Raw genomic sequence first — 11,346 nt, forward strand, 5'->3', positions numbered from 1 at the left:
CGCTGCGCTGGCTCCACGGCGCCGGCCACGCCGGCGCGGTGCGCGACCAGGCCGCGGCCTATGGCGCCGAAGCCGCCGACGCGGTGGCGCAGCTGCTCGCCATCGCCCCCGAAGACCTGCTGCCCGACAGCCTGCCCGTGGTGCCCAAGACCCTGCCGCTGGCCATGCTGCCTCGCCTGGTGCTGCGGCAAGGCGGCCACGCACTGCCGCAGGCCGCCGTGCCCGACGTGCTGATGGCAATGATGCTCGGCAAGCCCGACATGCCCTATCCGGGGTTGCAGGGCCTGCTGGACGCGCTCACGCCCGACTCGCTCTCGCGCTTCGGCCGCGCGCTGCTGGGCTGGTGGATCGGCAACGGCCGGCCGGCCAAGGAGCGCTGGATGTTCGCGCTGCAGGGCCGCCTGGGCGACGACGAAACCGCGCGCCAGCTGTTCGGCCTGCTGCGCCAGTGGCGCGCCGCGCTCGACCGCGTGCGCGCCTACGACGCGACCGCGATGCTCGGCGAGATCGGCAGCGACGCCGCCCTGATGCACCTGTCCGAACTCGCGCGCCAGACCCGCTACGACGACCTGCGCACCCGCGCCGACCGCATGCTCGGCGAAGTGGCCGAACAGCGCGGCCTGAGCCTGGACCAGCTGGCCGACCGCACCGTGCCCGACCTGGGCCTGGACACCCGCGCGCGGCTCACGCTCGACTTCGGCCCGCGCAGCTTCGAGGTGCGCATGGACGACGGCTTCCAGCCCGTGGTGCACACCAGCGCCGGCAAGGCGCTCAAGACGCTGCCCAAGCCCGGTGCCAACGACGACGCGGGCAAGGCCGCCGCCGCGACCGCGCAGCTCAAGGACCTGCGCAAGCTCGCCAAGACCGTCGCCGCCGCGCAGCTGCGCCGCCTCGAAGCCGCCATGTGCGCGCAGCGGCGCTGGGAGCCCGCCGAGTTCCTGCCGTTCTTCGCCAACCATCCGGTGCTGCGCGTTTTCAGCCGACCGCTGGTGTGGGGCTTGTTCGATGCGTCGAACGCGCTGGCCGGCACCTTCCGCATCAACGCCGAGGGCGAGCTGACCGACCTGCAAGACGACGCGTTCAAGCTGCCCGAGGCCGCGCGCATCGGCATTGCGCATCCGCTGGAACTCGCGGCGCTCGACCCGTCGCTGGCCACCGCCTGGGCCGCCGTGCTGGCCGACTACGAAATCGTGCAGCCCTTCGAACAGCTGATGCGCCCGATCTTCACGCGCGACGAATCGCTGCGCGGTCGCCGCGACATGCCGCACTGGGCGGGCCGCCAGGTGTCGAACGCCGCGTTGATGGGCCTGGAGCAGCGCGGCTGGCTGCGCGAAGTGGGCGACGGCGGCATGGTCAACTGCTTCCACAAGGGCGTGCCCAGCGGGCGCCGCATCCGCCTGCTGCTCGACGAAGGCTGGTTCGTGCAGGACAGCATCGACGGCAAGGACCTGCAGACCGTGGGCACGGTGACGCTCGACGGCGCCGACGGCACGCTGGGCGACCTGTCGCCGATCGTCTTCAGCGAGATCGAGCGCGACCTGCAGCGCGCGATCCGGCCCGCGCCATGAACCGCAACCTCTGGCTGCTGGCCATCTGCCAGGGCCTGTTCCTGACGAACAACGTCACCTTCATCGCCATCAACGGACTGGTGGGGCTGGGCATCGCGCCGCACGGCTGGATGGCGACGCTGCCGGTCATGGGCTACGTGGTGGGCGGCGCGCTCACCACCGGGCTGGTGGCGCGCACGCAGCAACGCTTCGGCCGGCGCGGCTCGTTCCAGATCGGCCTGGCGGTGGCGCTGCTGTCGGCGCTGCTGTGCTGCTACGCGGCGGTCACGAAGAACTTCTGGCTGCTGTGCTTCGCGACCGTGGTCGCGGGCTACTACAACGCCAACGCCGGGCTCTACCGCTTTGCCGCGGCCGAACTCGCGGCGCCGGCGTGGCGCGAAAAGGCGGTGTCGGTGGTGATGGCCGGCGGGCTCATCGGCGCGGTCGCGGGGCCCAACCTCGCATCGGCCACGCGCGAGGCTTTCGCGGTGCCGTTCGCGGGCGCTTATGTTGCGCTGGCGGTGGTCGCGCTGCTGTCGATGGCAGTCATGTGCTTCATCGAATTCCCCCCCACGCTGACGCGCAAGCAGGCCATGGGCGGAAGGCCGCTGCGCGAGATCATGCGGCAGCCGGTGTTCATCGTCGCGGCCGCCTCGGGCGCGCTGGGCTACGGCGTGATGAACCTGCTGATGGCCTCCACGCCCATCGCCATGCAGATCTGCAGCCTGCCGTTTTCCGACGCGGCGCTGGTGCTCGAATGGCATGTGATCGGCATGTTCGCGCCGGGCTTCTTCACCGGCCACCTGATCCGCCGCTTCGGCGCGCTGCCGGTGATGGGGGCCGGGCTGCTGCTCAACCTGGGCTGCATCGCGGTCGCGCTCTCGGGCGTGGAGCTGCACCACTTCATCGTGGCGCTGTGCCTGCTGGGGGTGGGCTGGAATTTCCTGTTCACCGGCAGCACCACGCTCTCGCTCACGGCCTACACCGCCGAGGAGCGCGACCGGGCGCAGGGCGCGCTCAACTTCTGCGTGTTCGCGACGCTGGCGGTGACGTCTTTCGCCTCGGGCGTGCTGGTGACGACGCAAGGCTGGCGCCTGCTCAACCTCGGCTCGCTGGTGCCGGTGGTGCTGACGGGCGCGGCGCTGGTCTGGCTCGCGCGCAGGCAGCGCGCCCTCAGGCCCGCGGCGGGAAGCGCTGGTTGAGCCAGCGCTGCAGGGCCTCGAAGACCGGCTCGGCTTCGAGCTCGTTGAAGATCTCGTGGTACAGCGTGTCGAAGCAATGCGCTTCGACCTTGCCGCCCGCTGCGGTGGCGGCGGCAAACGCGCGGCTCGCTGCCGGCCTCACGAGCCGGTCGTCGCCCGCGTAGAGCAGCAGGGTCGGCACGGGCCAGTTGGCGGCATGCTGCTGCACCGACGTGCCCTCGAACGCCAGAAAGCGCGCGAGCCGGCTGCCGATGCGGTCGTGCGTGAGCGGATCGTCGCGGTAGGCCTGCACCACCGCCGGGTCGTGCGAGAGGTAGTTGTCGTCCAGGCCGTTGCCCACGCGCAGGTTCGGCGCAATGCGCGGCAGCACCGCGAGCAGCGCCTTCTGAAAACCGCTCAGGCCCGGGTCGAGCCCCGGCGACGACAGCACCAGCCCCTCGACCGGCCGCACGCCGCGCGCCACCAGGCTCGCGGCCACCAGCCCGCCGAGGCTGTGCCCCAGCAACACCAGCGGCAGCCCGGGGTTCATGCGGCGCGCGTCGTCGATCACCAGCGCGAGGTCGTCGACCAGCCGCAGCTCGCTCGGCAGCCCGCCCCGCGCGCCGGTCGATTCGCCGTGGCCATGGTGGTCGTGCGCCCACACCGCGAAGCCCCATTCGTGCAGGCATTCCGCCAGCGCGTGGTAGCGCCCCGCATGCTCGCCGAGCCCGTGCACCACCACGACGACGGCCCGCGCCGGGCCGGGCGCCGGCAAGCGGCGCAGGGCCAGCGTTTCGCCGTCCGGCGTGGACAGCGACACGCGCTGCGGCAGAGGCAGCGCCTCGTTCAAGCCGCCACCGGCTCCGATGCGGCGGCGCGGTGCGCGGCCGGCAGCGCGGAGATCACTTCGGCCACGGCGGCCGTGAGCTTCTTGGCGTACGGCACGTGCAGGAACTCGTTGGGGCCGTGCGCATTGCTCTTGGGGCCGAGCACGCCGCAGACCATCATCTGCGCCTTCGGGAAGCCGGCGCTGAGCATGTTCATGAGCGGAATCGTGCCGCCCTGGCCGATGTAGCCGCACGAGGCGCCGAAGTGCGCGCGCGAGGCCTTGTTGAGCGCGTCCTCGAACCACGGCGTGATGGTCGGCGCGTTCCAGCCGGTGGCGCCGCCGTTGCTCTCGAAAGTGACGCGGGCCTGGTAGGGCGCGTTGTCCTCGAGCAGGGCCTTGAGCGTCTGCACCGTCTCGGCCGCGTCGACCAGCGGCGGCAGGCGCAGCGAAAGCTTGAAGGCGGTGTAGGGGCGCAGCACGTTGCCCGCGTCCTTCAGCGCCGGAAAGCCTTCGGCGCCGGTGACCGACAGCGTGGGCTTCCAGGTGCGGTTGAGCAGGGCCTCGACCGGGTCGGTGGTGGTCGGCAGCGCGAACATGGTCGAGCCGCCGCAGTCATAGTGCGCCCACGGGAAGCGCTTGTAGACCTCTTCGCCGAGGATGGCGGCGGTGGCCTTGGCCTGCGCCAGCCGGTCGGCCGGCACTTCGCAGTGGAAGCTCGCGGGCAGCAGGCGGCCGGTGGCGCTGTCTTCGAGGCGGTCGAGCACCTGCCGCATGATGCGGAAGCTCGACGGCACGAGGCCCGACGCGTCGCCCGAGTGAATGCCTTCGGTCAGCACCTCGACCTTGAGCGTGCCGCTGGCCATGCCGCGCAGCGAGGTGGTGAGCCACAGCTGGTCGTAGTTGCCGGCACCGGAGTCCAGGCAGATCACCAGCTCGACGTTGCCCAGGCGCGGACGCAGCGCGTCCACATAGGGCAGCAGGTCGTAGGAGCCGCTCTCCTCGCAGGTCTCGATCAGGCCGACGATGCGCGGATGCGCCACGCCCTGGGCCTTGAGCGCCTGCAGCGCGGCCACGCTGGCGTACACCGCGTAGCCGTCGTCGGCGCCGCCGCGGCCGTAGAGCAGGCCGTTCTCGTACTTGGGCGTCCAGGGGCCGAGGTCGTTGCGCCAGCCGGTGAACTCGGGCTGCTTGTCGAGGTGGCCGTACATGAGCACGGTCTCGTCCATGTCGGTGCCGCTGGCCGGCACTTCGAAGAACAGCACCGGCGTGCGGCCTTCCAGGCGCACGATCTCCAGCTTCAGGCCCTCGACCTTCTGCGCCTCGACCCAGGCGGCGGCATTGCGCAGCACGGTGTCGAGGTAGCCGTTGGCCGACCAGTCCTTGTCGAAGCCGGGCGACTTCGAGGGAATGGCGATGTAGTCGGTGAGTTGGCGCACGATGTCGCCGTCCCATTGGGCGGTGACGTCGGACAGGGCGCGCGCGGCGTCGAGCGTGCCGGCGGGCATTTCACGGTGCAGGGGGGCGTTCATCGGTGGGTTCTCCGCGGGGAAACGAAAAAACGCATTTTGCGCCTTGAGGCGAGCGCGCGTAGAGTGCGGGCGATCTCAACCGGAGGGCCATGTGAGCAAGTCAGCATCGACTCGGATCAAGGTAGACATCAAGGTGGGTATTGGAGGCTGGACCTACGAGCCCTGGCGCGACAACTTCTACCCCAAGGGGCTCGCGCACGCGAAGGAACTGAACTACGCGAGCCGCAAGGTCAGCGCCATCGAGATCAACGGCACCTACTACAGCACCTTCAAGCCCGAGACCTTCAGGAAGTGGCACGACGACACGCCGGCCGACTTCATGTTCTCGCTCAAGGCCTCGCGCTTCGCGACCAACCGCAAGCTGCTGTCGGGCGCGGGCGATTCGATCAAGCGCTTCATCGACAGCGGCGTGGCCGAGCTGGGCGACAAGCTCGGCCCGATCGTGTGGCAGTTCATGCCGACCAAGCAGTTCGATGCGGAAGACTTCGAGGCCTTCCTCGCGCTCTTGCCGAAGAAGGAGGGCAGCCGCGTGCTGCGCCACGTGATGGACGTGCGGCACGAAAGCTTCATGGTGCCCGCGTACAAGGCGCTCGCGAAGAAGCACAAGGTGTCGACGGTGTTCACCGACGCCGACAAGTTTCCGTCGTTCGAGGAGCCCGAGGGCGACTTCGCCTATGCGCGGCTCATGATGGCCGACGCCAAGCTCAAGACCGGCTACGCGCCGAAGGCGCTGGACACCTGGGCCGAACGCGCGCAGGGGTGGGCCGAGTCGCCGAAGAAGCGCGACGTGTTCGTCTATTTCATCAACGGCGCCAAGGAAAAGGCACCGGCCGCGGCCGGTGCCCTGCTGGAGCGCCTGGGATGGACGCCGCCGGCCTGATGACGGGCCGGACAGCGCAGAGACTGCGGTAGGCCTTGGGGGCGGTCAGCCCTTCGCGCCGAAGCTGATCTCGCCCGACAGCTGGCCGCCTTCTTCGATGACGATCTTGCCGTAGCGGATCTTGCCCGTGACCTTGCCGGTCGAGTGGATGACGAGCTTTTCGCGCACGGTCAGGTTGCCGTCGAACACGCCGCGGATTTCGGCGATGTCTATTTCGGCCGAGCCCTTGAACTCGCCCTGTTCGGCGATCTGCATCAGGCGCGAGTCCATGGTGGCCTCGACCAGGCCTTCGACCACGAGCGTGTCGCAATCGGTGATCTCGACGCCCTTGAGCTTGATGTTGGGGCCGACGGTGAGCTTGCTGCCGCCTTCCTTGGCGACGGGGGCCGCCGCTGCATTGAGGCCGCCTTGCTGCGCGGTCAGCGACGAAGGATTGACGGGGGTACCCGAGAGATTGGTGCCTGCGCCGACGAGCGGGGCGGGGCGGGAAGTCAACGAGTCGGTGTCTCGGTCACGCTTGCCGAAGAAGGGGGACTGTGTAGCCAATGGGGAGCTCCTCAAGAAAGGGGACTATCGTAAGAACGCACTCACGGCATGCGGCACTTCATTGCGCAAGAAGCGTAACTGAATAAGTCGCCCTGGACATGACAATGTCCCGCATGACCCGCCCGAACCTCGAAGCCCTCTCCACGCCCGCCGCCACCGACTCGCGCTTCGACAAGCCCGCGCACGGCTGGCGGCGCACGCTGTTCACCGTGATCTTCGAGGCCGACACGCGCGCGGGCCTGTGGTTCGACCTGGCGCTGATCGCGGTGATCGTCACCAGCGTGCTGGTGGTGATCCTGGACAGCGTGCAGTCGATCCGCGACCAGTGGCGCCCGCTGTTCAACGCGCTCGAGTGGGTGTTCACGATTCTCTTCACGCTGGAGTACATCGCGCGGCTGTGCTGCGTGAACAAGCCGCTGCGCTATGCGCTGAGCTTCTACGGCGTGATCGACCTGCTCGCGCTGCTGCCGACCTTCCTGGTGGCCTTCGCGCCCGAGCTGGCCTACCTGATCGACGTGCGCATCCTGCGGCTGCTGCGCGTGTTCCGCATCTTCAAACTATCGCGTTACTCGGTGGAGTACCGCGCGCTGGTTTTGGCGGTGGCCTCGAGCCGCCGGAAGATCACGGTGTTCGTGGGCTTCGTGATGCTGGTGGTGCTGGTGATGGGCACGCTGATGTACGTGGTCGAAGGGCCCGAGCACGGCTTCACGAGCATTCCGGTGGCGATCTACTGGGCCATCTCGACGATGGCCACCGTGGGCTTCGGCGACCTCGTGCCCAAGACCGACCTGGGCCGCGCGATCGCCTCGGTGATGATGCTGCTGGGCTGGGGCGTGCTGGCGGTGCCGACCGGCATCGTGACGGCCGAGATGTCGCGTCGCGGGCCCGATGACAAAGCGCAGCCGCTGCCGGTGGCGCCGCGCGGTGTGCTGGCAATGACGACGCCCGCGCCGGCGGTACCGGCAAAGAGGATCACTCCGTCGGCCAGGCGACGCGCCCTTGCGCGGCATCGCCAAGGCGGGCGATGAAGGCATCGGCGTCGGGCTCGGCAAGCGTGAAGGCGAAGTGCACGTCGCTGTCGTGGCGCACGCTGTCGAGCACCGCCCCGGCTGCCGCGAGTTCGCGCCGCACCAGGCCTTCGAGCGCATAAGGCACCACGCACCGCAGGCTGCGCTGGCGCAGCAGCGGCACCAGCGTGGCGCCGAGCAGGGCCTGCGCCACCGCGTCGGTGTAGGCCCGCACGAGACCGCCCGCGCCCAGCTTCACGCCGCCGAAATAGCGCACCACGGTCGCAAGCGCGCCCTCGACCTGCTGGTGGCGCAGTACCTCGAGCATCGGCCGGCCGGCGGTGCCGCCGGGTTCGCCGTCGTCGTTCGCGGCCGACTGGCCGCCGGCCATGAGCGCCCAGCACACGTGCGCGTCGGCGGGGTGTTCGGCGCGCAGCGACGCGACCACGGCCAGCGCGGCCGCGCGGTCGGCCACCGGCTGCACGCAGCCGATGAAGCGGCTCTTCTTGATGAGCAGCTCGCTGTGGACCGGCTGCGCCAGCGTGAAGCTCATGCGGTGCGCTCCGTCATGCGCGCCAGGGCTTTCAGCCGCCGCCGCGCTCGAACTTGAAGACGGCGGTGCTGGCGCGCGCGTTGGGCAGCCAGCGCACGTCGCGGCCGTTCTGCAGGCCGAAGGCGTCGAGCACGCGCAAGTTGTTCTTGCCCGCCAGCACCTCGAAGTCCTTGAAGGTGCCGACGCGGATGTTGGGCGTGTCGTACCACTGGTAGGGCAGGCGGCGCGTCACGGGCATGCGCCCCCGCGCGATGCTCAGTCGGTTGGGCCAGTGCGCGAAATTCGGGAAGGCGACGATGCCGGCGCGGCCCACGCGCGCGGTCTCACGCAGCATCACCTCGGCATTGCGCAGATGCTGCAGCGTGTCGATCTGCAGCACCACGTCGAACGAGGCGTCGTCGAACATCGACAGGCCTTCGTCGAGGTTGAGCTGGATCACGTCGACGCCGCGCCGCACGCACTGCAGCACGTTGCCGTCGGCGATTTCCACGCCGTAGCCGGAGCAGCCGCGCTCGCGCTGCAGCAGGTCGAGCAGGGCGCCGTCGCCGCAGCCCAGGTCGAGCACGCGCGAGCCCTTGGGCACGAGCTCGGCGATCAGTCGTTGGTGGTCGAGGTCGCTCATTGCGGGAACTCCTTGGCGACGCGCTCGAAGTAGGAACGCACCACGCCCATGTAGCGCACGTCGTCGAGCAGGAAGGCGTCGTGGCCGTGCGGCGCGTCGATCTCGGCGTAGCTCACGTTGCGGCGGTTCTCGAGCAGCGCCTTCACCAGTTCGCGGCTGCGCGCGGGGGAGAAGCGCCAGTCGGTCTTGAAGCTCACGAGCAGGAACTTGGCCGTGGCGTTCGCGAAGGCGGTGCTGAGCTTGCCGCCGTGGCTGCGCGCGGGGTCGAAGTAGTCGAGCGCGCGGGTGATCAGCAGGTAGGTGTTGGCGTCGAAGTACTCGCTGAACTTGTCGCCCTGGTAGCGCAGGTAGCTCTCGATCTGGAACTCGACGTCCTGCGTGGAGTAGCGGTAGTCGAGCCCCACGGTCTCGCCCTCGACGGCGCTGCGCAGGATGCGGCCGAACTTGGCGTTCATCACGTCGTCGCTCAGGTACGTGATGTGGCCGATCATCCGGGCGATGCGCAGGCCGCGCTTGGGCACCACGCCGTGTTCGTAGAAGTGGCCGCCGTGGAAGTCGGGGTCGGTGACGATGGCGCGGCGCGCCACCTCGTTGAAGGCGATGTTCTCGGCCGTGAGGTTGGGCGCGCTGGCCACGACCACGGCGTGGCGCACGCGGTCGGGGTACTGCAAGGTCCACGACAGCGCCTGCATGCCGCCGAGGCTGCCGCCCATGACCGCCGCCAGCGTCCGGATGCCCAGCGCGTCGAGCAGCACGGCCTGGGCGTCGACCCAGTCTTCGACCGTGACCACCGGAAAGTCGGCGCCGTAGACGCGGCCGGTGGCGGGGTTGACGTGCATCGGGCCGGTCGAGCCGAAGCAGGAGCCGAGGTTGTTGACGCCGATCACGAAGAAGCGGTCGGTGTCGACCGGCTTGCCCGGGCCCACCATGTTGTCCCACCAGCCCTCGGAGCGGGCCTGGCCCTGGTAGACGCCCGCCACGTGGTGCGAGGCGTTGAGCGCATGGCACACGAGCACCGCGTTGCTGCGCTCGGCGTTCAGGGTGCCGTAGGTTTCGTAGGCGAGCGTGTAGTCGCTGATCGATGCGCCGCTGCGCAGGGCCAGCGGGCCCGCGAACTGCATCGACTGCGAAGTGACGACCAAGGGAGGTGACGACGACATGAATGAAAAAACCCGGCCTCGCCAAAAACGAGCCGGGTCCGGCAGCCGTCTTTAGCAGAATTTATAAAGCGCCCGCAAGCTGTAGCAAATCGGCGCAGGGGCAGTATATCGCCCCATGGGGTGGCGTTACCAGCCGATGATCATGATCACGCCCAGCACCAGGAAGATCGCGGCCGAGATGCCGTGCACGAGCTTGATCGGCACGCGCTTGACGATCTTGTCGCCCAGCCACACCACCGGCGCATTGGCCAGCATCATGCCCAGCGTGGTGCCGGCGACCACCCAGAAGTAGTCGTGCGTGAAGCGGGCGGCCAGCATGACGGTGGCGATCTGGGTCTTGTCGCCCATCTCGGCCAGGAAGAACGCGATCACGGTGGTGCCGAAGACGCCGAACTTGGAAACGCCCGGCGCATCGTCGTCGTCGAGCTTGTCGGGAATCAGCATCCACACGGCCATCGCGATGAACGAGCCGCCGAGGATCCAGCGCAGCACCTCGGGCCCGAGCCAGCGCGTGATGTAGTTGCCGACCGCGCCGGCCAGCGCGTGGTTGATGATGGTGGCGGCCAGGATGCCGAGGACGATCGGCCAGGGTTTCCTGAAACGGGCTGCGAGCAAGAGGGCCAGGAGTTGGGTCTTGTCGCCCATTTCGGCGAGCGCAACTACGCCGGTTGCAACGAGAAAAGCTTCCATTTTTTGAACGTGGGGTTTCTTGGCCGAAGGACGCAATTGACCGTGCAACACCTTCGGCCATATTCCCGAAGTTGCACGGTCAAAGGTCTCGCCAGGTGTTTTCTCACTGCACGCGCCATGTCCTGTGTGGGGCAGGACAAGTCTGTTGACGCGGGCCCCTCTCGCAAATCGGAAGGCGGCTACTCCCCAATGACGGGCGCAATTCTACCCGCGGCGCCAAGGGCCTCGCCCGATCGGGTAAGCGTGCGCTCGCTTTTGATTGTTTTCACAGGTGCTACCTCAAGACGCAAATTCCTGCTTGCAATTCGGATATTTCACCCATAATGCACGAGCCTCCCTCTTCATTTTGGTGGGGAGGCAGTTCGGTGATCGGTCAGTTTCGCGCGACTCGACGGCTCTCGTTTGAGTGATGCTTTCGGGACTCCATCGCTTTTCTTGATGTGTTTATAGGAGTCCCTTGATGGGCAACAAACTGTACGTCGGCAACCTGCCTTACTCGGTGCGCGACGGTGATCTCGAGCAGGCCTTCGGCCAGTTCGGCGCAGTGACCAGCGCCAAGGTCATGATGGAGCGCGACACGGGCCGCTCGAAGGGCTTCGGCTTCGTCGAGATGGGCAGTGACGCGGAAGCACAGGCCGCCATCAACGGCATGAACGGCCAGCCCCTGGGCGGCCGCAGCGTTGTCGTCAACGAAGCACGTCCCATGGAAGCACGCCCTCCCCGTAGCGGTGGTGGTGGCGGCTACGGCGGTGGCGGCGGTGGTGGTTATGGCGGCGGTGGCTACGGCGGCGGCGGTGGTGGC

The 11,346-nt window shown here is 68.6% G+C and carries 11 protein-coding genes, 1 pseudogene and 1 riboswitch; of the genes and pseudogenes, 5 read left to right on the top strand and 7 right to left on the bottom strand.

What is annotated here, in order from left to right; genetic code table 11:
- Positions 1-1,568, top strand: a 1,568-nt coding sequence (locus tag BMG07_RS37120) for a DUF4132 domain-containing protein (RefSeq protein WP_198088675.1), incomplete at its 5' end; no start/stop codon positions are given.
- Positions 1,565-2,749, top strand: a complete 1,185-nt coding sequence (locus BMG07_RS37125) for an MFS transporter (RefSeq protein ID WP_198088676.1) — start codon at positions 1,565-1,567, stop codon at positions 2,747-2,749. The genes BMG07_RS37120 and BMG07_RS37125, both read left to right, overlap by 4 nt.
- On the opposite strand, the gene BMG07_RS37130 is transcribed toward BMG07_RS37125, so the two are convergent.
- Together BMG07_RS37130 and BMG07_RS37135 are read right to left on the bottom strand one after the other, a co-directional pair.
- Positions 2,721-3,578: an alpha/beta hydrolase gene (locus BMG07_RS37130; RefSeq protein WP_198088677.1), complete on the bottom strand. Its 858-nt coding sequence runs from the start codon at positions 3,576-3,578 to the stop codon at positions 2,721-2,723. The two genes, BMG07_RS37125 and BMG07_RS37130, sit on opposite strands and share 29 nt — an antisense overlap.
- Positions 3,575-5,086: a M20 family metallopeptidase gene (locus BMG07_RS37135; protein ID WP_198088678.1), complete on the bottom strand. Its 1,512-nt coding sequence runs from the start codon at positions 5,084-5,086 to the stop codon at positions 3,575-3,577. Before BMG07_RS37135 ends, BMG07_RS37130 begins: the two co-directional genes overlap by 4 nt.
- 91 nt (positions 5,087-5,177) lie before the next feature.
- Between BMG07_RS37135 and BMG07_RS37140 the strand changes: the two genes are divergently transcribed.
- Positions 5,178-5,966 carry a DUF72 domain-containing protein gene (locus BMG07_RS37140; RefSeq protein WP_198088679.1) on the top strand — a complete coding sequence of 263 codons (789 nt, stop codon included), beginning with the start codon at positions 5,178-5,180 and terminating at the stop codon, positions 5,964-5,966.
- Between the two features lie 45 nt (positions 5,967-6,011).
- On the opposite strand, the gene BMG07_RS37145 is transcribed toward BMG07_RS37140, so the two are convergent.
- Positions 6,012-6,512 carry a polymer-forming cytoskeletal protein gene (locus BMG07_RS37145; protein WP_198088680.1) on the bottom strand — a complete coding sequence of 167 codons (501 nt, stop codon included), beginning with the start codon at positions 6,510-6,512 and terminating at the stop codon, positions 6,012-6,014.
- 98 nt (positions 6,513-6,610) lie between these two features.
- Here BMG07_RS37145 and BMG07_RS37150 point away from each other — a divergent pair, with 98 nt between their 5' ends.
- Positions 6,611-7,540: an ion transporter gene (locus tag BMG07_RS37150; RefSeq protein ID WP_374221401.1), complete on the top strand. Its 930-nt coding sequence runs from the start codon at positions 6,611-6,613 to the stop codon at positions 7,538-7,540.
- Here the strand turns inward: BMG07_RS37150 and BMG07_RS37155 are convergent.
- From BMG07_RS37155 to BMG07_RS37170, 4 genes are all read right to left on the bottom strand, one after another.
- A complete protein-coding gene (locus BMG07_RS37155) occupies positions 7,485-8,072 on the bottom strand; it encodes a YigZ family protein (protein ID WP_198088681.1) in 588 nt (195 codons plus the stop codon). The genes BMG07_RS37150 and BMG07_RS37155 overlap by 56 nt on opposite strands.
- Before the next feature lie 31 nt (positions 8,073-8,103).
- Positions 8,104-8,694, bottom strand: coding sequence for a methionine biosynthesis protein MetW (gene metW, locus BMG07_RS37160; RefSeq protein ID WP_198088682.1), 591 nt, complete (start codon positions 8,692-8,694; stop codon positions 8,104-8,106).
- The gene (locus tag BMG07_RS37165; protein WP_198088683.1) at positions 8,691-9,854 is read right to left on the bottom strand and encodes a homoserine O-acetyltransferase; all 1,164 of its coding nucleotides are present in this window, start codon (positions 9,852-9,854) and stop codon (positions 8,691-8,693) included. Before BMG07_RS37165 ends, metW begins: the two co-directional genes overlap by 4 nt.
- 126 nt (positions 9,855-9,980) lie before the next feature.
- Positions 9,981-10,544, bottom strand: a complete 564-nt coding sequence (locus BMG07_RS37170; RefSeq protein ID WP_198088684.1) for a TMEM165/GDT1 family protein — start codon at positions 10,542-10,544, stop codon at positions 9,981-9,983.
- A 20-nt stretch (positions 10,545-10,564) separates the two neighbouring features.
- Positions 10,565-10,744: riboswitch (yybP-ykoY riboswitch) on the bottom strand.
- A gap of 260 nt (positions 10,745-11,004) precedes the next feature.
- Here BMG07_RS37170 and BMG07_RS37175 point away from each other — a divergent pair.
- A pseudogene (locus tag BMG07_RS37175) lies at positions 11,005-11,346 on the top strand (RNA-binding protein); the annotation flags it as partial.

It is taken from the genome of Variovorax sp. E3, assembly GCF_016082275.1.
Lineage (GTDB): Bacteria > Pseudomonadota > Gammaproteobacteria > Burkholderiales > Burkholderiaceae_C > Variovorax.

What these genes read in the sequence shown, in the direction of transcription:
- BMG07_RS37170 (WP_198088684.1), bottom strand. Translation starts at nt 10,544, where the DNA reads ATGGAAGCTTTTCTCGTTGCAACCGGCGTAGTTGCGCTCGCCGAAATG.
- BMG07_RS37125 (WP_198088676.1), top strand. Translation starts at nt 1,565, where the DNA reads ATGAACCGCAACCTCTGGCTGCTGGCCATCTGCCAGGGCCTGTTCCTG.
- BMG07_RS37135 (WP_198088678.1), bottom strand. Translation starts at nt 5,086, where the DNA reads ATGAACGCCCCCCTGCACCGTGAAATGCCCGCCGGCACGCTCGACGCC.
- BMG07_RS37150 (WP_374221401.1), top strand. Translation starts at nt 6,611, where the DNA reads ATGACAATGTCCCGCATGACCCGCCCGAACCTCGAAGCCCTCTCCACG.
- metW (WP_198088682.1), bottom strand. Translation starts at nt 8,694, where the DNA reads ATGAGCGACCTCGACCACCAACGACTGATCGCCGAGCTCGTGCCCAAG.
- BMG07_RS37155 (WP_198088681.1), bottom strand. Translation starts at nt 8,072, where the DNA reads ATGAGCTTCACGCTGGCGCAGCCGGTCCACAGCGAGCTGCTCATCAAG.
- BMG07_RS37165 (WP_198088683.1), bottom strand. Translation starts at nt 9,854, where the DNA reads ATGTCGTCGTCACCTCCCTTGGTCGTCACTTCGCAGTCGATGCAGTTC.